Origin of the sequence: Kitasatospora sp. NPDC008115, assembly GCF_042957205.1 — a bacterium.
GTDB lineage: Bacteria > Actinomycetota > Actinomycetes > Streptomycetales > Streptomycetaceae > Kitasatospora.
The window spans coordinates 195,956-216,261 of the sequence record NZ_JBIBHU010000007.1 but is presented as its reverse complement, the minus strand read 5'-3'; the positions used below and the strand labels follow the sequence as shown (position 1 = coordinate 216,261).

Sequence of the window (20,306 nt, the reverse complement as noted above, 5' to 3'; positions counted from 1 at the left end):
AGAACCCCCATGCAGATTCATCAGTACGACACCGTCATCGTCGGCGCCGGCGGCGCCGGCATGCGCGCCGCCATCGAGTCGACGCAGCGCAGCCGCACCGCCGTCCTGACCAAGCTCTACCCCACCCGGTCCCACACCGGCGCGGCCCAGGGCGGCATGTGCGCCGCCCTCGCCAACGTCGAGGAGGACAACTGGGAGTGGCACACCTTCGACACGGTCAAGGGTGGTGACTACCTGGTCGACCAGGACGCCGCCGAGATCATGTGCAAGGAGGCCATCGACGCCGTCCTCGACCTGGAGAAGATGGGCCTGCCCTTCTCCCGCACCGAGCAGGGCCGGATCGACCAGCGCCGCTTCGGCGGCCACTCCCGCAACCACGGCGAGGCCCCGGTCCGCCGTTCCTGCTACGCGGCCGACCGCACCGGCCACATGATCCTGCAGACGCTGTTCCAGAACTGCGTCAAGCACGGCGTCGAGTTCTTCAACGAGTTCTACGTCCTCGACCTGCTGATCAACGAGGGCAGGACCGCGGGCGTCGTCGCGTACGAGCTGGCCACCGGCGAGATCCACGTCTTCCAGGCCAAGGCCGTCGTGTTCGCCTCCGGCGGCACCGGCAAGATGTTCAAGGTCTCCTCGAACGCCCACACCCTCACCGGTGACGGCCAGGCGGTGGCCTACCGCCGCGGCCTGCCGCTGGAGGACATGGAGTTCTTCCAGTTCCACCCGACGGGCATCTGGCGGATGGGCATCCTGCTCACCGAGGGCGCCCGCGGCGAGGGCGGCATCCTGCGCAACAAGGACGGCGAGCGCTTCATGGAGCGCTACGCCCCCGTCATGAAGGACCTCGCGTCCCGTGACGTCTGCTCCCGCGCGATCTACACCGAGATCCGCGAGGGCCGCGGCTGCGGTCCGGACGGCGACCACGTCTACCTGGACCTGACCCACCTGCCGCCGGAGCAGCTGGACGCCAAGCTCCCGGACATCACCGAGTTCGCCCGCACCTACCTCGGCATCGAGCCCTACACGGACCCGATCCCGATCCAGCCCACCGCGCACTACGCCATGGGCGGCATCCCGACCAACGTCGAGGGTGAGGTGCTGCGCAACAACACCGACGTCGTCCCGGGCCTGTACGCGGCTGGCGAGGTCGCCTGCGTGTCCGTGCACGGCGCCAACCGCCTGGGCACCAACTCGCTGCTGGACATCAACGTCTTCGGCCGCCGCGCCGGCCTCGCCGCCGCCGGGTTCGCCGAGGCGAACGAGTTCGTGCCGCTGCCGGAGAACCCGGAGCAGCTGGTCCAGTCCATGGTCGACGGCCTGCGCGAGGCCACCGGCACCGAGTCCGTGGCGCAGATCCGCAAGGAGCTGCAGGAGACCATGGACACCAACGCGATGGTGTACCGCACCGGCGCCACCCTGAAGCAGGCCGTCGAGGACGTCGCCGCGCTGAAGGAGCGCTACAAGAACGTCTCCATCCAGGACAAGGGCTTCCGTTACAACACGGACCTGCTGGAGGCCATCGAGCTGGGCAACCTGCTCGACCTGGCCGAGGTCCTGGCGGTCTCCGCGCTCGCCCGCGAGGAGTCGCGCGGCGGTCACTACCGCGAGGACTTCCCGACCCGTGACGACGTGAAGTTCATGCAGCACACCATGGCGTACCAGGAGGTCGCCGAGGACGGCAGCACCTCCATCCGCCTTGACTACAAGCCGGTCGTGCAGACCCGCTACCAGCCGATGGAGCGTAAGTACTGATGAGCACTCCGACCGTGGAGAAGCACTCGGCCGCTCTGGACGCGGTCGAGGCCGGTGGCACCAAGCTGATCACCGTCACCTTCCGGATCCGCCGGTTCAACCCGGAGGAGCTCCCGGAGCCGGTGTGGGTCGACTACCAGCTGGAGATGGACCCGAAGGAGCGCGTCCTGGACGCGCTCAACACGATCAAGTGGGAGCAGGACGGCACCCTCACCTACCGCCGTTCCTGCGCGCACGGCATCTGCGGCTCCGACGCGATGCGGATCAACGGCCGCAACCGGCTGGCGTGCAAGACCCTGATCAAGGACGTCAACCCGGAGAAGCCGATCACGATCGAGGCCATCAAGGGCCTGACGGTCCTCAAGGACCTGGTCGTGGACATGGACCCGTTCTTCCAGGCGTACAAGGACGTCATGCCGTTCCTCATCACCAAGGGGAACGATCCGACCCGTGAGCGCCTGCAGTCCGCCGAGGACCGCGAGCGGTTCGACGACACCACCAAGTGCATCCTGTGCGCCGCGTGCACGTCGTCCTGCCCGGTGTTCTGGAACGACGGCCAGTACTTCGGCCCGGCCGCGATCGTCAACGCGCACCGCTTCATCTTCGACTCGCGCGACGAGGGTGCGGAGCAGCGTCTGGAGATCCTGAACGACCGTGAGGGCGTCTGGCGCTGCCGGACCACCTTCAACTGCTCGGAGGCCTGCCCGCGTGGCATCGAGGTCACCAAGGCGATCCAGGAAGTGAAGCGCGCCCTGGTCACCCGCCGCTTCTGATCCCGGAGCGGCACCCCGTACGACGAAGGCCCCCGTCCGCTCCGGACGGGGGCCTTCGGGCTGGTCAGGCCAGGACGCCGAGGTCCTTGGGGTTGGTGAGGCCCCGGTAGGTCAGCAGGTGCCGGTCGGCGGTGACGGCCCACAGGTCGGGCACCGTGTCGCCGTCGCCGTCACCCGAGCTGCCGAGCAGCGGGTAGGCGTCCACGGTGAAACCGGTGGCGACCACGCCGGCCGTCGGGTCGGCGAGGGCGGTGAAGTCGAAGGTGCCGTTGGCCAGCTTGGGGATCGCGTAGGCGTGCAGCGCGCCGGTGGCCCGCTCGCGCGCCCAGAGGGCGAGGTCGCCGGCGCCGTCGCGGCCGGGGGCGACCAGGTCGTAGCCGGTCCAGGAGCCGCCGGAGGTGAGCTTGCGGGCGGTGGTGAGCGAGGAGTTGAGCCCGGGGTTGGGGAACAGCCAGAGGTCGCCGTTCTCGACCGTCAGCAGCGAGGGGTTGGGCTGGGTGTTGAGCGAGCCGAGCGCCACCAGCTGGTCGGCCCGGCTCCAGTCGCGCGCGAAGTCGGCGGGGCAGGTCATCGTGATGCCGGCGGCGTCCTTGCAGGAGAAGGGCCGGCGAACCGTGACCGGGGACTGCGAGAAGGCGCCGGAGTCGGTGTTGTTGTAGAAGTACAGCGCGGACGATCCGGGCTTGTGCATCAGCACGTCGTCCATCGGGGCGTGGCCGCGCCAGCCGCGGTGGGCCAGCTGGAAGCCCGTCCAGGAGGTCTGGTCGGGTGCGGCGTTCGCGGAGACCACCGAGGTCGGCGTGGCGGCGGCGGCCGCCGCGCTGATGATCTGGAGGTTTCCGGCGGTGTCCGGGAGCAGGATGTCCGGCACCCCGTCGGCGTCGACGTCCCCGAGCGCCTGCGGCGGGTTGGGGTTGGAGGGGGCGTAGAAGGTGTAGGTCGCGGTCTGGCTCACGTTGCCCGCGTTGTCGACGGCCTCGACGGTGAGGATGTTGGTGCCCCACTGCGGGACCTTCAGGGCGAGGGTGCCGGTGCCGTCCGGGCCGGGCACGACGGCGCCGGCGCAGCCGCCGCCGACCCCGATGGTGCTGTTGAGCGCGTAGCGGTAGCAGGCGATGCCCGAGGCCTCGCCGTCGGCCGGGACGGGGTCGGCGCCGGTGAGCAGGAAGGTGCCGGTCTCGCCGGCGTACTTGAGCGGGGTCTGGCCGGAGCCGGAGGCCGGGAAGTCGGTGGAGGAGACGCCGGCCCCGGGGCCGGCCAGGTCCAGCTTGAAGTGGCAGTCCGGGGAGGCCGCGGAGGTCTCGGCGCCCTGGAGGGCGCGGGCGTTCCAGGCGTAGGAGTGGCCGTCGGCGAGGCCGGGGACGGTGGTGGTCGCGGTGCCGCCGTAGGCCTGGCCGACGCCGTCGAACGCGGTGGTGCCGGTGGTCAGGTCGCGGACCGAGAAGGCGGCGGAGAGGCTGCCGGCGGTGTCCGAGGCGACGTCCGCCCGCAGCGTCGGGCCGCCGGAGGTCAGGCCGATCCAGCCGGGTGCGGTGGTCGTGTCGCAGGCGTCGGTGGTGGTGCCCGCGGAGAGGTTCCGGGGCTGCGGGGAGGCGGTGGTGCCGGTGACCCGCGGGCCGGTGGTGTCGGCGAGGGCGGCGGGCGCGGCGAACAGGCCGGCCGTCAGGGCGACGGCGACGGCGCCGCCGAGCGGGCGGAGACGGGCAGGCTTCATGGGACCCCCTTGCTTGCCGATCGAACGAATATTCGATCGTGGTCGAGCGAAGAGGATCCTGCCAGGGCGTCAGGTGCGCCGCAACCAGGTAAAACGCGTCAGCCGGCGGCGGCTTCCCGCCGCGTCGCGCGCAGGCCGCGGACGCCGAGGAGGCCGATCGCGACGCCGAGGACGAAGGAGGTCACGGCGAGGAGCAGGTGGATCCAGAAGAAGGCGGTGGGCTGGGAGTGGTCGCCACCGGTGAAGGCCTGGCCGCCGGAGTCCTTCCAGAGGTTCTTGACGAAGGTGGTCCAGATGATCATGGACCAGACGCCGAAAGCGGTCAGGAACCAGGAGGTGCGGCGGCTGAGCTTCATGGGTGGTCCTCGGTACGGCGGGGAGGTGAAGACGGTGTGCCCTCCCAGTATGCGGGGACCTCCGTTCGGCGTACGGTGGGGCCCTCCTTGCGGTCCGGCGGGGCAAGGGGCGGACGGCGGGGGCGCGGACTGGGTACCGTCTGGTGGTGCCCATTCGCTCGAAGCTCGCACGCCTGCTCGCCGCGTCCGCCGCGGCCCTCCCGCTCCTGACCGCCGCCCCGGCGGCCGTCGCGGCCCCGGCGGAGGCGCCGCCACCGCCGGCCGTGGTCGGCGGGGAGCGACTGGGGCTCCCCGGGGTCCAGGTGAGCCCGCTGGCGGGGGCCCCGGCGCTGCCGGCGGACCTCACCGGGCAGTCCTGGATCGTGGCCGACGCGGCGTCAGGGGAGGTGCTGGCGGCCAGCAGTCCGCATCTGCGGCTCGCCCCGGCGTCCACCCTGAAGATCCTGTTCGCGGACACCGTGCTGCCCAAGTTCGACCGCGAGACGGTGCACAAGGTGGCGCCCGAGGAGATCCAGGGGATCGGCCCGGGCAGCAGCCTGGTCGGCATCAAGGAGGACCTGGACTACAAGGTCGAGGACCTCTGGCGCGGGGTGTTCCTGAGCTCCGGGAACGACGCGGTGCACGTCCTCGCGCACATGAACGGCGGGGTGCAGCGGACCGTCGCCGAGATGCAGGACCGGGCCACCGCGCTCCAGGCCCTGGACACCAAGGTGGTCTCGCCGGACGGCTACGACGCGGAGGGCCAGGTCTCCTCGGCGTACGACCTCACGCTGTTCGCCCGGGCCGGGCTGCGCAACCCGGACTTCCGGGTGTACTGCGCGACCCGCGACGCGCAGTTCCCGGGGGCGGTGGACAGGAACACCGGGCAGCGCGGCAGCTTCGGGATCGCCAACACCGACCGGCTGCTCGGCAAGTACCCCGGCCTGATCGGGGTGAAGAACGGTTTCACCACCAACGCCGGCTCCACCTTCGTCGGCGCCGCCGAACGCGGCGGGCGCACCCTGCTGGTGACGGTCATGCACCCGTCCACGTACCAGAAGGTGTACGACGAGACGGCGGCGCTGCTGGACTGGGGGTTCGCGGCGGCCGGCAAGGTCACCCCGGTCGGCAGGCTGGTCGAGGAGGGCGAGGCCGTGGCGCCGACGCCGACCGGCCAGGCCGGCGGCACGGCCGGGGCGCCCGCCCCGCCGCCGCACCCCGCGCCGGGCGCCTCCGCCCCGGCGACGGCCGAGGCCGCCGCGCGCGCGGACGGCGGGGCCGCCGGGGCCGGCGGGAGCGGCGGCGCACTCGGGCCGACCGGCTGGGTCGCCGTCGGGCTGGCCCTGGCGGCGGGCGGCACGGGCGTCCTGCTGCTGCTCAGGCGGCGCGGCGCCGCCGGCGGCTGAGCCCCGCGCTCACTCCTCCCCGGAGCGGTCCCGCGCAGCCTCCCCGGCCTCCTTGTCGGCGGCCTCGACCAGGGCCCGGGCGCGCTCCCGGGCCCGCTCGCGGGCCGCTTCCGGGTCGGCGGTGGCGGTCCAGGCGACGCAGTACATCAGCAGCCGGCAGACGAAGTTGATCCAGAGCAGCAGCGCCACCGGCACGCCGAACGCGCCGTAGAGGCTCCGCCCGGCGACCGAGCCGAGGTACGAGGAGAGCAGGATCTTCAGCAGTTCGAAGCCGACCGCGCCGATCAGCGCGGCCTGGAGGACGTCCCGCCGGCGCTGGTGGCCGATCCTCGGGAACGGCGCCAGCAGATAGGCGAAGAGCAGCATGTCCGAGGCCACCGCGACCAGCAGGCCGGCCGCGGTGAGCAGGTAGCCGGCCGAGCCCAGGCCGGCCCAGTCGGCGATCCGGCCCGCCAGCGTGGTGCCGGCGGCCGAGGCGCCGAGCGAGACCAGCGAGACCGCGCCCAGGCCGCCGAGCACCACGAAGTCCCAGCCCTTGCGCAGCAGCGGGTTGCCCTCCTCGTCGGGCAGCTGCCACAGGTCCCGGATCGAGGTCCGCATGGTGTCCACCCAGCCGAGCCCGGACAGCACCAGCAGCACCCCGCTGACCAGGCCGACCGCGCCGGCGTTGGCGACCAGCGAGGGCAGGTTGAGGGCGTCCGAGATGCCGGGCAGCTGGTCGGAGATGCGGTGCTGGATGTCCTCCACCCGGCTGTCGCTGAGGGTGGCGACGGCGATCGCCAGCGCGACCGTCAGCAACGGGAAGAGCGCGAGGAAGCCGAAGAAGGTGACCGCGCCGGCCAGCCGGTTGCCGCGCAGCGCGGCGAAGTGCTGGTAGGCGCGGTACGGGCGGCTGCGCAGCACCCGCGCGACGAGCGGGCCGATCACCGGAAGGCGGGTCAGGAAGTCCACCGTCCGGTTATACCCGCGTGTCCCCCGAACGGGCGTCAGGCTCGGCGGGGCGGCCCGGCGGGACGGCTCAGCGGCGGACCATCCGGCGGGCCCGGGCCAGCGCCCGGACCGCCTGGTAGGCGGTGTAGCGGCCCTGGCCGAGCAGTTCGGTGCGCAGCCCGGCCACCCCGCCGGACGGCCGGTAGCCGGCCGGGCGCAGCCGGGCGCAGTGCCCGGCCGCGCGGCGGAAGAACTCCCGGCGGTCGCCGGGCGGCACCCGGCCGGGCCGGGAGACCACGGTGTTGAGGTGGTGCAGCATCCGGCCGTAGACCACCGGGCGCCAGCGCTCCAGGTCGGGGCGGCCGTCCAGGAACGCGAAGACCAGGTCGTACTGGCCGAAGACGTCGAAGTGCTTGCGGCTGGCGGTGGCGAGGATGTTGCCGCCCTCCTGGCGCTGGCGGTAGTGGACGCCGACCCGGTCGAGCAGGGTGATGCTCCGGGCGGCGAGCAGCGCCGGGTACGTCCAGGGGGTGTCCTCGTAGTAGCCCGCCGGGAAGGTCAGGCCCTGGGCGGTGACGAAGTCGCGGCGGTAGGCCTTGTTCCAGACCACCTGGAGCAGTTCCAGCAGGTCGGGGCGGTCGGCGAGGTCGAAGACGTCGCGGGAGGGGGCGCCGAAGACCCCGGCCGAGGCGGCCCGCACGATCCGGCCGTCGGCGTAGGTGCGGGCGTAGTCGTAGACCAGGACGTCCGGGTCGCCGCCGGACCTGAGCCGCTCCTCCACCGCTTCCAGCAGACCGGGGGTCAGGGTGTCGTCGCTGTCCAGGAAGAGCACGTAGTCGCCGGTGGCGGCCGCCAGGCCGGCGTTGCGGGCCCGGCCGAGGCCGACGTTCTCCGGCAGGTGCAGCACCCGCACCCGGGGGTCGCGGGCGGCGGCCTCGTCCAGCAGGGCGCCGCAGCCGTCCGGGGAGCGGTCGTCCACCGCGATCAGCTCGAAGTCCGGGCCGTCCTGGCCGAGCACCGAGGCGAGGCACTCGGGGAGGTACTCCTCGACGCGGTAGACCGGGACGATCACACTGAAGCGGGGCATGGCCCCAGGGTAGTGGGGGCGGCGGACCGGGTCCCCGGCGGGCCTTTTGGGCGGACGGTAGGATCGACGGGCACGTACGCACCGATCAAAGTGCGGTCAGACCCCGAACCGGGCTGCCACGCTCCTTCCCGAGAAAGGCCTGCGTAGCCGATGGCTCCCCGCCTCTCCATCGTCGTCCCGATCTACAACGTCGAGCGCTACCTCGTGGAGTGCCTCGACTCGATCGCCGCCCAGACGTTCACGGACTTCGAGTGCGTCATGGTCGACGACGGTTCGAAGGACACCAGTGCCGCCCTCGCCGAGGCGTACGCCGCCAAGGACTCCCGCTTCCGGCTGGTCCGCCAGGTCAACAAGGGCCTCGGCGCCGCCCGCAACACCGGCATCCGGCACATCGACCCGGACGCCGAGTTCCTCTGCTTCGTCGACAGCGACGACTCGATGCCGCCCAGCGCCTACGAGCTGATGATCAACACGCTGGACGAGACCGGCTCGGACTTCGCCACCGGCAACGTGCTGCGGTTCCGCGCGATCGGCTACTACCAGTCCGGCGGCCACAGCCGCCCGTTCGCCAAGACGGCGCTGAAGACCCACATCACCGAGATCCCGTCGCTGGTCACCGACCGCACCGCGTGGAACAAGGTGTACCGCCGCTCCTTCTTCGACGCGGCCGGCATCCTCTACCCCGAGGGCATCCTGTACGAGGACGCCCCGGTCAGCGTGCCGCACCACTACCTCGCCAAGAGCGTGGACGTGCTCTCCGAGCCGATCTACCACTGGCGCGAGCGCGAGGTCGGCGAGATGTCGATCACCCAGATGCGCACCAACCCGAAGGGCCTGATCGACCGCGTCACCTCGGTCGAGCTGGTCCGCGGCTGGCTGAAGAAGCAGACCGAGCCGCGCTTCGCCGAGTACCTGAAGTCCTACGACGAGAACACCCTCGTCGAGGAGATCCCGATGTTCTTCTGGTCCGTCGTGGACGGCGACAAGGAGTACCGGGAGGCCTACATCCGCTGCGTCAGCCGGCTGCTGCGCTCGATCGGCCCGGAGCAGGTCAAGAAGCTGCGCGCGCCGCTGCGCCTGAAGTACCACCTGACGCTGCAGGGCCGGATCGACGAGTTCGTCGAGCAGATCAAGTACGAGGGCGAGAGCAACGGCGGCGTCATCGCCAAGGGCCTGCTGCGCCCGTACGCCGACTACCCGTTCCTGCGCGGCGGCCGCAAGAGCGTGCCGCCGGGCCTGCTCAGCCTGCGCAACTCCACCGTCATCCGCAGCCGGCTCTACGAGTCGCACTGGGAGGGCGGCCGGCTGCGGCTGACCGGTCACGCGTACCCGGAGCAGCTGGGCGCGGCCAACAAGCACGACATGGTCCGCACCCTGGTGCTGCGCGAGGCCAAGGGCCGCCGGGTCATCGCGGTGCCGATGAAGACCCAGTACAGCCCCGAGGCCACCGCCACCAACCACCACGACCTCTACAACTGCGACTGGGCCGGCTTCACCGTCGCCATCGACCCGGAGAAGCTCAAGCACCGCGGCCAGTGGAAGGACGGCAACTGGCGCGTCCTGGTCGCCGGCGCCGGCAAGGGCGGCGTCTACAAGGGCCGGATCTGGGCCGGCTGGGCGGACAGCGCGATCTACCTCCCCTCGCACTGGGTCGAGCCGGACGTGCGGATCGTGCCGTTCGTCCGCGACGGCAGCGTCTACCTGCGGGTGGAGAACGTGCGGGTGCGGGTGACCGGGCTCGCCGCGCAGGGCGACACCGTCGAGGTGTCCGGCGCGGCCCGCTCGGGCGTCCGGCTGGCCGGGGCGAAGCTGCGGCTCACCCACGTCGAGTCCGAGCGCGAGCTGTTCTTCCCGGTGAACGCGGGCACCCCGGTCGGCGGCCTCCAGCAGTTCCGCGCCTCCTTCCCGGTCCCGGAGCTGACCGAGGTCCGCGAGAGCTGGGCGGAGCTGGACCCGCTCGCCGAGGAGCGCGCCCGCGACCGCTGGGACACCAGCCTGGTGCTGGCCGACGGCACCGCCGTGCCGCTCGCCTGGGACGACCGCAACGCGCCGGAGCAGCTCAACCTGGTCCTCGACGCGGACGCCGAGCCGGTGCTGCGGCGCGCCCTCTACACCAAGCCCTCCCCCGGCGGCTACCTGCAGTTCCTGGACCAGCTGCTCCAGCCGATAGTGCACCAGGTCACCGCGCGCGGCGCGGACGGCTTCCTGCTCAGCGGCACCTTCCCGCTGCCCGGCACCCACCGCTGGGAGCTGGTGGTCCGCCACCACTGGGGCGAGGAGCAGCACGTCTACCCGGTGGAGATCGCCGACGGCCGGTTCCGCACCACGCTGCCCGCCGTGCCGACCGCGTCCTTCGCGGGCAACGTGCCGCTGGCCCAGGGCGGCTGGAACGTCTCGTTCCGCCCGGTCGGCGTCACCTTCCACCCGGACATGGCCAACTACGCGCTGATCTCGCCCGAGTGCTGGGGCGCGCTGCCGCTGGAGGTGGAGGCCCGCGGCAAGCGGATCGTGCTGGAACGCCGCCACCACGACGGCCTTCAGCTGGAGTCGGAGAACATACTGCTTCCGGAGGAGCGCAGCGGCTGGCGCCAGCGCCAGCTGCGGACCGTCGACTACCCGGCCTCCCGCCGGCTGCCGCTGCGCGACACCGTGCTCTACAACGTCGCGCTCGGCGGCCTCTACGCGGACTCGCCGCGGGCGATCCACGAGGAGCTGGTGCGCCGCGGCCTGCCGCTGGAGCACCTGTGGGGCACCGACGACCTCCAGGCGGACCTGCCGCAGTCGGCCGGCGCCGTCCGGCTCTGGAGCCCGGAGTGGTTCGAGGCGCTGGCCACCGCGAAGTACGTGGTCACCAGCGCGCACCTGCCGGACTTCTTCGTCCGCCGGCCCGGCCAGATCGTCCTGCAGACCTGGCACGGCTCGCCGCTCAAGCAGCTCGGCCATGACTTCGAGAAGGTCTGGTTCACCGACGCGCACTACCTGAAGGGGCTCGTCAAGGAGGTTCCGAACTGGAGCATCCTGCTGGCCGGCAGCACCTGGGCGGCCCCGGTGCTGCGCCGCGCCTTCGACTTCAAGGGCGAGATCCTGGAGAGCGGCCTGCCGCGCAACGACGTGCTCTTCTCCCCGGACAAGGAGAAGACCGCCGAGCGGGTGCGCGAGCGGCTCGGCCTGCCCGAGGGCAAGAAGGTCGTGCTGTACGCGCCGACCTGGCGCGAGGACCGGCGCCGCCACTACGGCGGCTACCAGCTGAACCTCCAACTGGACCTGGCGGCGGCGCAGGCCGCGCTGGGCGAGGACCAGGTGCTGCTGGTCCGCCGGCACTCCAACGTCCGCGAGCAGATCGCCGAGGCCGGCAACGGCTACGTCTGGGACGTCAGCAGCTACCCGGACATGGCCGAGCTGCTGCTGGTCGCCGACGTGCTGGTGACCGACTACGCGGCGTCGACCTTCGACTTCGCCGCGACCGGCAAGCCGGTCCTGTTCTTCACCTACGACCTGGCGCACTACCGCGACAACCTGCGCGGCTTCTCGCTGGACTTCGAGGCGGACGCGCCCGGCCCGCTGCTGGCCACCTCCGAGGAGCTGGTCACGGCGCTCGGCCGGGTGGACGAGGTCGCCGCCGAGTACGCCGGGAAGTACGCGGCGTTCCGCGCCAAGTACTGCGACCTGGACGACGGCCGCGCCGCCGCCCGGGCCGTGGACGCGATGCTGAGCCGCGAGGCCTGACCGGCCGCCCGCCGGTGCCGGAGGCGCCCGACGCGAACACCGCGCCGGGCGCCTCCGGCGTTTTCCGGACCGGCCTCGCGCGACATTCCGGAATTTCGAACTGGCGTTTCCGGCGGGAACTTTTCAGCTAATTACAATGCCATTCCCAAATTGACCTCGGATGCTTTTCCGGGTGAGATGGAAATTCTCGCCGAGAAAGGTCCGTGGAAATGGCTGTCCTCACCCGGTTCGTCCTCCCGCACGCCGCGCCCCGCTTCGGCGACCCCCGCTTCGGCGCCCCGCTGCCGAGCGAGGAGGAGAACGCCGCCTTCGGACTGCTGCGCGCCCGCTGGAACGGCCGCGGCCTCGAACTCACCGGCTTCGCCCGCCCGGACGACCGGCCCACCGCGCACCCCGGCTCCGCCTGGACCTGGCTCACCCTGCGCCGCGGCGACCACGACGCGCCCGTCCACGTCCCCACCCGGCCCCGCCGGTTCCCGGAGATCACCGACGACAGCGCCCAGCCCGAGCACAACCACGACTGGGCCGGCTTCACCGCCCTCGTCGAACCGCGCCGGCTGCGCACCGCCGACGGCTGGCTGCTCGGCGACTGGAGCGTCGAGGCCACCCTGTTCACCATCGGCCGCCCCACCCGGCTGCGCCGCCAGTACGGCGGCCTCGCCCCCTACTGGTGCGGCTCCGGCGAGTACCCGCCCGCCCGCTGGGTGGACCACGACGTCCGCCTCCAGCCCCAGTTCACCGACGGCCGGCTCGTCCTGCGGCTCGAACGCCCCGCCATCCGCCTCCACCGGGCCGTACCCGCCCCCGACGGGATCGGCCTGCACCTCACCAGCGCCGACCCCGGCCAGGCCCGCACCGTGCTACGGCTGCGCCACCGCGAGAGCGGCACCGTCCTCACCGAGCCCGCGGTGCGCACCGGACGGACCGTCACCGCCCACCTTCCGTACGCGCTGTTCACCGCCGACGGCCGCGGCACCGGCGAACTGGAGCACTGGGACGCCGACCTGGTCGACCCGGACGGCGCCGTCGAACCGCTCGTCCTGGACGAGCGCACCGGGCCGGTCGCCGGCCAGCACCCGCTGCCCGGCGCCGAGGACCGGGTGCTGCACCTCAAGCACCTCGCCGACGGCCGGCTCCAACTGTGCGTGCGGCCCGCCGCCGGCTGGGTCGAACGGTTCGCCGCCCGGGCCGGCGGCTTCGAACTCACCGGCCGCTGCCCCGCCCCCGGCCCGCTCGAACTCGTGCTGCGGCACACCGGCAGCGGCACCGAGGTCCGCCACCCGGTGGAACTCGGCCCCGACGCGCGGTTCACCGTCCGGCTGCCCGTCACCCGCACCGGCTCCGACGGCGCCGCGCTGCCGCTGCGCAAGGGCCTGTGGGAGGCCGCACTGCACCCCGTCGACGGCTCCGGCCCGGCCCGCCCGCTGACCGCCCCCGCCGCCGTCCTGGCCGCGCTGCCCGCCGCCGCCCAGGCCGGCGGCAAGCGGATCGTGCTGGAGCGCCGCTGGCACGACACCCTGCTGCTGGACTCCACGCCCGTCCTCAGCGCCACCGAGCGCAGCGCCTGGACCCAGGCCCGCCAGCGCACCGCCGGCTACCCCGCCGCCCGCCGCGAGCCGCTGCGCGAGGCCGTGCTGTACGACGTCTTCGGCGGCCGCGGCTACGCCGACTCACCGCGCGCCGTGCACACCGAACTCGCCCGCCGCGGCACCCCGTTGGAGCACCTGTGGGTGGTCGACGACGCCCAGGCCGAGCTGCCCGCCGGGGTCCGCGCGGTCCGGGTCTGGAGCCCCGAGTGGTACCGGGCGCTGGCCACCAGCCGCTACCTCGTCGGCAACACCCACTTCCCGGACTTCCTGCAGCGCCGCCCCGGCCAGGTCGTCGTCCAGACCTGGCACGGCGCCCTGCTCAAGCGGATCGCCCACGACGTCGACAACGCCTGGCTCGCCGACCAGGGCTACCTCGCCGCGCTCGACCGGGAGACCCCGCATTGGAGCCTGCTGGTCTCCCCCAGCCCGTTCGCCACCCCGGTCCTGCGCCGGGCGTTCCGCTACGGCGGCGAGATCCTGGAGTCCGGCTACCCGCGCAACGACGTGCTGGCCCGCCCCGACCGGCGGCGGGCCGCCGCCGTCCGCCACCGGCTCGGCATCCCCGAGGGCCGGCGGGTGGTGCTCTACGCGCCGACCTGGCGGGAGGACCGGCCGCGCCCGGACGGCGACGGCTTCCGGCTCGACCTGCGGCTCGACCTCGACCGGGCCCGCAAGGCGCTCGGCGACGACCACGTCCTGCTGCTGCGCCCGCACGCGCACGTCCGCGAGCCGCTGACCGGCACCGGGGACGGCTTCGCCGTCGACTGCGCCGACTACCCGGACGTGCAGGAGCTGCTGCTGATCACCGACGTCCTGGTGACCGACTACTCGTCGATCGTGTTCGACTTCGCCATCACCGGCCGCCCGGTGCTGTTCTTCACCTACGACCTGGCGCACTACCGGGACAGCCTGCGCGGCTTCGCCTTCGACTTCGAGGCACAGGCCCCCGGCCCGCTGCTCGACGACTCGGCGGCGCTGGTCGAGGCGCTGCGCGAACTCGCCGACACCGGGGGCGCCGTGCCCGCCGGGTACGCCGAGCGCTACCGGCGCTTCCAGGAGGTGCACTGCGCGCTGGACGACGGCGGCGCCGCCCGGCGGGTGGTCGACCGGATGCTGGAGCTGGGCGGCCGGGCCGGGCGCGCCGGTCAGGAGAAGCCGTAGCTCCGCCAGGGCCGCCAGACCTCGTCCGCGTCGAACCGGGAGAGGCCGAACCCGGGCACCGGGAAGACCGCGTGGAAGGAGCGGGCCTGCTCGTGGGCCTGGTCCAGCACGTCGTCCGCGAGCCCGTGCGCCACCGTCACATGCGGGTGGTAGGGGAAGGCCAGCTCCCGGGCCAGCGGGCCGGAGCGGATGTCCGCCTCCAGCAGCCGGCACTCGCGCTCGCCCTCCTCGACCCGGACGAACACCACCGGGGAGACCGGGCGGAAGCTGCCGCCGCCGCGCAGCACCATCCGGAACGGCCGGTGCGCGGCGGCCACCGCCGCCAGGTGCTCCTCGATCTTCGGCAGCATCTCGGCCGGGACCTCGGTGGGCGGCAGCAGCGTGACGTGCGTGGGTATCGACCGGGCCAGCGGATCGCCGTGCCCGGCCCGCGCGTCCTGGATCGCCGCGCCGTACGGATCCGGGACGCTGACGGACACGCCGATGGTGAGGGTCTCCGGGAGACCCTCACCACCGGGCAGGCTCGTCAGCGGAGTCACCGCTTGGCGGCCGGGAGGAAGCCGATCCGGTCGTACACCGCGGCCAGCGTCTCGGCCGCCACCTCACGGGCCTTCTCGGCGCCCAGCGCGAGGACGCGGTCCAGCTCGGCCGGGTCGTCCAGGAAGACCCTGGTGCGCTCCTGGAAGGGCGTCACCCACTCGCTGAACAGATCGGCCAGCTCGGTCTTCAGGGCCCCGTACATCTTGCCCTCGAAGTGCGCGACCAGCTGCTCGATCGACTGCCCGCTCAGGGCGGAGTGGATCCGCAGCAGGTTGGAGACGCCGGCCTTCTCCTGCTCGTCGTAGGAGACCACGGTACCGGTGTCGGTGACGGCGCTCTTGAACTTCTTGGCGCTGGCCTTCGGCTCGTCCAGCAGGCTGACCAGGCCCTTGGCGGAGGACGCCGACTTGCTCATCTTGATGGCCGGGTCCTGGAGGTCCTGGATCTTGGCCGTCTCCTTGAGGATGTACGGCTTGGGGACCGTGAAGGTCGGGCTGTAGCGGGTGTTGAAGCGCTCCGCGAGGTCGCGGGTGAGCTCCACGTGCTGGCGCTGGTCCTCGCCGACCGGGACGGCGTCCGCCTGGTAGAGCAGGATGTCGGCGACCTGGAGGATCGGGTAGGTGAACAGGCCCACCGAGGTGCCGGCGGCGCCCTGCTTGGCCGACTTGTCCTTGAACTGGGTCATCCGGGACGCCTCGCCGAAGCCGGTGAGGCAGTTCATCACCCAGCCGAGCTGCGCGTGCTCGGGCACGTGCGACTGGACGAACAGGGTGCAGTGCTCCGGCTCCAGGCCCGCGCCGAGCAGCTGGGCGGCGGAGATCCGGGTGTTCTGGCGCAGCGTCGCCGGGTCCTGCTCGACGGTGATCGCGTGCAGGTCGACGACCATGTAGAAGGCGTCGTTCTCCTTCTGCAGGTCGACCCACTGGCGCACCGCGCCCAGGTAGTTGCCGAGGTGGAACGACCCCGAGGTGGGCTGGATCCCGGAGAGCACCCGGGGACGGTCCTTGACCGGACCAGTGACCGCTGCGTTGACCATGCGGGCCATTGTTCCAGTTCCACCGACCGGTCAGGAAACCTCCGGCCCCGGCGGTCGCGCCAGTGTGACCGCACTCACCCCGACCCGGGCGATCCGCCGGCCCTCCAGCTTGGCCACCGTCAGCAGCACCTCCTCGCCCGGGCCGGCCGGGATCCGCACCAGGTCGCCGTCGGCGGGCAGCCGGCCGAGCGCGGCCACCAGGCAGCCGGCCACCGTCTCGTAGGGGCCCTCGGGAAGGGTGACGCCGGTCTCCTCGGCGAAGTCGGCCAGGTTGAGCAGGCCGTCGAGTTCCACGCCGCCGCCGGCCAGCCGCCGGGTCGGGGCGGGCTCGGGCGTGTCGTACTCGTCGCGGATCTCGCCGATCACCTCCTCGACGAGGTCCTCCAGGGTGACGATGCCGGCGGTGCCGCCGTACTCGTCGACCACGATCGCCAGGTGGTGGCCCTCGCGGCGCATCTCGCCCATCGCCTCCAGCACCCGCTTGGTGCCGGGCAGCAGCTTGACCGGGCGGGCCAGGTCGCGGACCCTGGCGGCCCGTTCGCCGCGCGCGCCGTACAGGTCGCGGACGTGCACGAAGCCGGTCACCGCGTCGTAGCTGCCCTCGATCACGGGATAGCGCGAGTGCGGCGAGGAGTCCGCCTGGGCGCGGACCTCGTTGAGCGGACGCTCGGCGTCCAGGAAGGTCACCTCGGTGCGCGGGACCATCACCTCGCGCAACTGACGCTCCCCGGCGGCGAACACGTCGGCGATCAACGTCCGTTCGTCACTGCCGAGTTCAGTATTGGCGGCGACCAGGCCGCGGAGTTCCTCGGAGCTCATCGAGCCGCGTCCGGCGGCGGGGTCGCCGCCGAGCAGCCGGACCATCAGGTCGGTGGAGCGGCCGAGCAGCCAGATCACCGGGCGCAGCACCACGGACATGACGTCGACCACCGGCGCGGCCAGCACCGCGATGGTGTCGGCCCGCTGGAGGCCGATCCGCTTGGGGGTGAGCTCGCCGAGCACCAGCGAGGCGTAGCTGATCACCAGGGTGAGGCCGACCAGCGCGGTGGCGTCGGCGACGCCCTCGGAGAGGCCGGCCCGGACGAACAACGGGGCGACCTTGCCGGCCAGCGTGTCGGCGCCGAGGGCGGCGGAGAGGAAGCCCATGCAGGTGACGCCGACCTGGACGGCCGCCAGGAAGCGGTTGGGGTCCGCCGCGAGGTGCGCGGCCCGGGCGGCCCGCCGGGTGCCGCGCGCCTCCAGCGTCCGGATCTGGCCCTCGCGCAGCGAGATCAGCGAGATCTCGGCGACGTTGAACAGCCCGCCCAGGACGATGAAGACGAGGACGAGCGCGGCGTCCTGGAGGGTTTCGTTCACAGCGGGAGTGTAGGGCGACGGCCCGCCGTCCCCGGGGAGGGACGACGGGCCGTCGGTGAGGTGCTGCGGGCCGGGCTCAGATGAGGCCGAGCTCCTGGACCGCGTCGCGCTCCTCGGTCAGCTCCTTGACCGAGGCGTCGATGCGGGCGCGCGAGAAGTCGGAGATCTCCAGGCCCTGGACGATCTCGAACCGGCCGTCCTTGGTGGTGACCGGGAAGGAGGAGATCAGGCCGGCCGGGACGCCGTAGGAGCCGTCGGAGACGACACCCATGGAGGTCCAGTTGCCCTCGGCGGTGCCGTTGACCCAGGTGTGGACGTGGTCGATGGCGGCGTTGGCGGCCGAGGCGGCCGAGGAGGCGCCGCGGGCGTCGATGATGGCGGCGCCGCGCTTGGCCACGGTCGGGATGAAGTCGTTCTCCAGCCAGGCCTGGTCGCTGCCGACGGCCTCGAAGGCCGGCTTGCCGGCGACCTCGGCCTGGAAGATGTCCGGGTACTGGGTGGCGGAGTGGTTGCCCCAGATGGTGACGCGCTTGATGTCGGAGACCAGGGCGCCGGTCTTGGCGGAGAGCTGGCCGAGGGCGCGGTTGTGGTCCAGGCGGGTCATCGCGGTGAAGCGCTCGGCCGGCACGTCCGGGGCGTTGCGCTGGGCGATCAGGGCGTTGGTGTTGGCCGGGTTGCCGACGACCAGGACCTTGATGTCGTCCGCGGCGTGGGCGTTGATGGCCTTGCCCTGCGGGCCGAAGATGCCGCCGTTGGCCTGCAGCAGGTCACCGCGCTCCATGCCCGCGGTGCGCGGACGGGCGCCGACCAGCAGCGCGACGTTGGCGCCGTCGAAGGCCACGTTCGGCTGGTCGGTGATGGTGATGTCGCGCAGCAGCGGGAACGCGCAGTCGACGAGCTCCATGGCGGTGCCCTCGGCGGCCTTGAGGCCCTGCGGGATCTCCAGGAGGCGCAGGTTCACCGGGACGTCGGCGCCGAGCAGGTGGCCCGAGGCGATGCGGAAGAGCAGCGCGTAGCCGATCTGGCCGGCGGCTCCGGTGATGGTGACGTTGACGGGGGTGCGGGTCATTTCTACCTTCTCCAGCAAATCGCCAGGTGCCCCAGGCACGTCGGCGCGCTGGAGCCGAGGACGGTCTCTCGACATCGAGAGAACCGGCGTCAGGGTATCGCAAAGGGAAGCGTAACCCTCGGGCGAGGTCGTGACTGGTTGGTCACAGACGATGACGGCCCCCGCCCGGAACGCGGGCGGGGGCCGTTCGGCGACCTGCGGGGACTACCGGCGCGGCCGGCCGATCAGCTGGCCGATGTTGTCCAGCACCGAGAACTCCAGCCACGGGTTGGGCTGGGCCATCAGGGTCAGCAGCACGATCGCCACGCCCAGGAAGGTCAGCACGATGACGTCGGTGAACCGGCTGCGCACGGCCAGCATGCCGACCTCCGGCAGCAGCAGCCGCAGCAGCGCGCCGAGCAGCACCCCGCCGCCGACGATCAGCAGCCCGTACTTGAAGCCGTCCTGGAAGTCCGCGAACCAGGTGACCGCGAGACCGGCGCCGACCACCAGCAGGACCACCGTTATCGGCCACTGCCGGACCGGCAGCGCGTGGTCGCGCCCCAGCGCGGCCGACGAGCCCTCGGGCGGCAGGGTGCCGGTGGTCTTGACCGGCCTGCGCCGGGTCCGCCGCGGTTCGGTCATGGCTTCCCGTCCTTGGGGATCGTCGTCGAGCGGGGGTGCGGCCGGGTGCCGGGTCAGATGCCGGCGCGGCGCTCGGCCGCCACCACGATGTTGTTCAGCAGCATGGCGCGGGTCATCGGGCCGACGCCGCCGGGGTTCGGGGAGATCCAGCCGGCCACCTCGGCCACGCCCGGGTGGACGTCGCCGACGATCTTGCCCTCGCTGCGGCTGACGCCGACGTCGAGCACGGCCGCGCCGGGCTTGACGTCCTCCGGCTTGACCAGGTGCGGCACGCCGGCGGCGGCCACGATGATGTCGGCCTGGCGCAGGTGGTGGGCGAGGTCACGGGTGCCGGTGTGGCAGAGGGTGACGGTGGAGTTCTCGCTGCGGCGGGTGAGCAGCAGGCCGATCGAGCGGCCGACGGTGACGCCGCGGCCGACCACGACCACCTCGGCGCCGTCGAGCGGCACGTCGTGGCGGCGCAGCAGCTCGACGATGCCGAGCGGGGTGCAGGGCAGCGGGCCCTCGATGCCCAGCGCGAGGCGGCCGAGCGAGGTCGGGTGCAGGCCGTCCGCGTCCTTGTCCGGGTCCATCAGCTCCAGGACCGGGTTCTGGTCGAGGCCCTTGGGCAGCGGCAGCTGGACGATGTAACCGGTGCAGGTCGGGTCGGCGTTGAGTTCGCGGACGACGTTCTCGACGTCCTCCTGGGTGGCGGTGGCGGGCAGCTCGCGCTGGATCGAGGCGATGCCGATCTCGGCGCAGTCCCGGTGCTTGCCGTTGACGTACCAGCGGCTGCCCGGGTCGTCGCCGACCAGAACGGTGCCGAGGCCGGGCACGACGCCCTTCGCCTGGAGGGCCGCCACCCGGGCGGCGAGTTCGGACTTGATCGCGGCCGCGGTGGCCTTGCCATCGAGAATCTGGGCAGTCATGACCCCATTCTCCCGGATCGGGGGCGTCGTCCGCGCCACCGGTCCCCGGGCCGGAGGGGGCCCGCGGCGGGACGGTGTCGGGGTGGCGACGGGACGGCGTCGGCGCGGCGTCGGGGGGTGGACGAACGAGTACGGAGCGTCCGGGTCGTATTGCGGTTGCGCCACAGTCCGGTCCGACGCGCGGGCGCGGCTGGACAGGGCGCCGCCGGGCGTTCGACGATAAGCGGGCATTCCCCGCCGCATCCGGCCCGGTGACGGGCCGACGGACGAACCCGGCGGGGCGTACCCGGGGGAAGAACG

15 protein-coding genes are annotated in these 20,306 nt (G+C 72.6%); 5 read left to right on the top strand and 10 right to left on the bottom strand.

Going from position 1 to position 20,306, the window contains the following annotated elements; genetic code table 11:
- Positions 1–9: 9 nt before the first annotated feature.
- Entirely contained in the window at positions 10–1,752 is a 1,743-nt protein-coding gene (sdhA, locus tag ACFZBX_RS12165; RefSeq protein ID WP_391533311.1) for a succinate dehydrogenase flavoprotein subunit, read from the top strand.
- Positions 1,752–2,525 (top strand): succinate dehydrogenase iron-sulfur subunit, encoded by a 774-nt coding sequence (locus tag ACFZBX_RS12160; protein WP_391533309.1) that lies wholly within the window; start codon positions 1,752–1,754, stop codon positions 2,523–2,525. The genes sdhA and ACFZBX_RS12160 overlap by 1 nt, the downstream gene beginning before the upstream one ends.
- Before the next feature lie 64 nt (positions 2,526–2,589).
- Here ACFZBX_RS12160 and ACFZBX_RS12155 read toward each other — a convergent pair whose 3' ends face one another.
- Entirely contained in the window at positions 2,590–4,239 is a 1,650-nt protein-coding gene (locus ACFZBX_RS12155) for a hypothetical protein (RefSeq protein WP_391533307.1), read from the bottom strand.
- A gap of 98 nt (positions 4,240–4,337) precedes the next feature.
- A complete protein-coding gene (locus ACFZBX_RS12150) occupies positions 4,338–4,595 on the bottom strand; it encodes an SCO4848 family membrane protein (protein ID WP_391533306.1) in 258 nt (85 codons plus the stop codon).
- Between the two features lie 146 nt (positions 4,596–4,741).
- On the opposite strand from ACFZBX_RS12150, the gene ACFZBX_RS12145 reads away from it, so the two are divergent.
- A complete protein-coding gene (locus tag ACFZBX_RS12145; RefSeq protein ID WP_391533304.1) occupies positions 4,742–5,980 on the top strand; it encodes a D-alanyl-D-alanine carboxypeptidase family protein in 1,239 nt (412 codons plus the stop codon).
- Between the two features lie 9 nt (positions 5,981–5,989).
- On the opposite strand, the gene ACFZBX_RS12140 is transcribed toward ACFZBX_RS12145, so the two are convergent.
- Positions 5,990–6,931, bottom strand: coding sequence for a YihY/virulence factor BrkB family protein (locus tag ACFZBX_RS12140; RefSeq protein WP_391533302.1), 942 nt, complete (start codon positions 6,929–6,931; stop codon positions 5,990–5,992).
- A gap of 67 nt (positions 6,932–6,998) precedes the next feature.
- Complete coding sequence (locus ACFZBX_RS12135) at positions 6,999–7,997, bottom strand: glycosyltransferase family 2 protein (RefSeq protein WP_391533300.1); 999 nt, start codon at positions 7,995–7,997, stop codon at positions 6,999–7,001.
- A gap of 150 nt (positions 7,998–8,147) precedes the next feature.
- Between ACFZBX_RS12135 and ACFZBX_RS12130 the strand changes: the two genes are divergently transcribed.
- Entirely contained in the window at positions 8,148–11,723 is a 3,576-nt protein-coding gene (locus tag ACFZBX_RS12130) for a CDP-glycerol glycerophosphotransferase family protein (RefSeq protein ID WP_391533298.1), read from the top strand.
- A gap of 209 nt (positions 11,724–11,932) precedes the next feature.
- Positions 11,933–14,473 carry a CDP-glycerol glycerophosphotransferase family protein gene (locus ACFZBX_RS12125; protein ID WP_391533297.1) on the top strand — a complete coding sequence of 847 codons (2,541 nt, stop codon included), beginning with the start codon at positions 11,933–11,935 and terminating at the stop codon, positions 14,471–14,473.
- Here the strand turns inward: ACFZBX_RS12125 and ACFZBX_RS12120 are convergent.
- From ACFZBX_RS12120 to ACFZBX_RS12095, 6 genes are all read right to left on the bottom strand, one after another.
- Entirely contained in the window at positions 14,458–14,952 is a 495-nt protein-coding gene (locus ACFZBX_RS12120) for a 2'-5' RNA ligase family protein (RefSeq protein WP_391533296.1), read from the bottom strand. The genes ACFZBX_RS12125 and ACFZBX_RS12120 overlap by 16 nt on opposite strands.
- A 56-nt stretch (positions 14,953–15,008) precedes the next feature.
- On the bottom strand, positions 15,009–16,004 hold the full coding sequence (trpS, locus tag ACFZBX_RS12115) for a tryptophan--tRNA ligase (protein WP_391533395.1): 996 nt from the start codon (positions 16,002–16,004) through the stop codon (positions 15,009–15,011).
- Between the two features lie 75 nt (positions 16,005–16,079).
- Positions 16,080–17,405 carry a hemolysin family protein gene (locus ACFZBX_RS12110; protein WP_391533295.1) on the bottom strand — a complete coding sequence of 442 codons (1,326 nt, stop codon included), beginning with the start codon at positions 17,403–17,405 and terminating at the stop codon, positions 16,080–16,082.
- Between the two features lie 76 nt (positions 17,406–17,481).
- A complete protein-coding gene (locus ACFZBX_RS12105; protein ID WP_391533293.1) occupies positions 17,482–18,474 on the bottom strand; it encodes a malate dehydrogenase in 993 nt (330 codons plus the stop codon).
- Positions 18,475–18,678: 204 nt separating this feature from the next.
- Positions 18,679–19,098: a DUF3017 domain-containing protein gene (locus ACFZBX_RS12100; RefSeq protein WP_344344292.1), complete on the bottom strand. Its 420-nt coding sequence runs from the start codon at positions 19,096–19,098 to the stop codon at positions 18,679–18,681.
- A 53-nt stretch (positions 19,099–19,151) separates the two neighbouring features.
- On the bottom strand, positions 19,152–20,006 hold the full coding sequence (locus tag ACFZBX_RS12095) for a bifunctional methylenetetrahydrofolate dehydrogenase/methenyltetrahydrofolate cyclohydrolase (RefSeq protein ID WP_380763767.1): 855 nt from the start codon (positions 20,004–20,006) through the stop codon (positions 19,152–19,154).
- Between the last annotated feature and the right edge of the window lie 300 nt (positions 20,007–20,306).

What these genes read in the sequence shown, in the direction of transcription:
- sdhA (WP_391533311.1), top strand. Translation starts at nt 10, where the DNA reads ATGCAGATTCATCAGTACGACACCGTCATCGTCGGCGCCGGCGGCGCC.
- ACFZBX_RS12160 (WP_391533309.1), top strand. Translation starts at nt 1,752, where the DNA reads ATGAGCACTCCGACCGTGGAGAAGCACTCGGCCGCTCTGGACGCGGTC.
- ACFZBX_RS12155 (WP_391533307.1), bottom strand. Translation starts at nt 4,239, where the DNA reads ATGAAGCCTGCCCGTCTCCGCCCGCTCGGCGGCGCCGTCGCCGTCGCC.
- ACFZBX_RS12150 (WP_391533306.1), bottom strand. Translation starts at nt 4,595, where the DNA reads ATGAAGCTCAGCCGCCGCACCTCCTGGTTCCTGACCGCTTTCGGCGTC.
- ACFZBX_RS12135 (WP_391533300.1), bottom strand. Translation starts at nt 7,997, where the DNA reads ATGCCCCGCTTCAGTGTGATCGTCCCGGTCTACCGCGTCGAGGAGTAC.
- ACFZBX_RS12130 (WP_391533298.1), top strand. Translation starts at nt 8,148, where the DNA reads ATGGCTCCCCGCCTCTCCATCGTCGTCCCGATCTACAACGTCGAGCGC.
- ACFZBX_RS12125 (WP_391533297.1), top strand. Translation starts at nt 11,933, where the DNA reads ATGGCTGTCCTCACCCGGTTCGTCCTCCCGCACGCCGCGCCCCGCTTC.
- ACFZBX_RS12105 (WP_391533293.1), bottom strand. Translation starts at nt 18,474, where the DNA reads ATGACCCGCACCCCCGTCAACGTCACCATCACCGGAGCCGCCGGCCAG.
- ACFZBX_RS12100 (WP_344344292.1), bottom strand. Translation starts at nt 19,098, where the DNA reads ATGACCGAACCGCGGCGGACCCGGCGCAGGCCGGTCAAGACCACCGGC.
- ACFZBX_RS12095 (WP_380763767.1), bottom strand. Translation starts at nt 20,006, where the DNA reads ATGACTGCCCAGATTCTCGATGGCAAGGCCACCGCGGCCGCGATCAAG.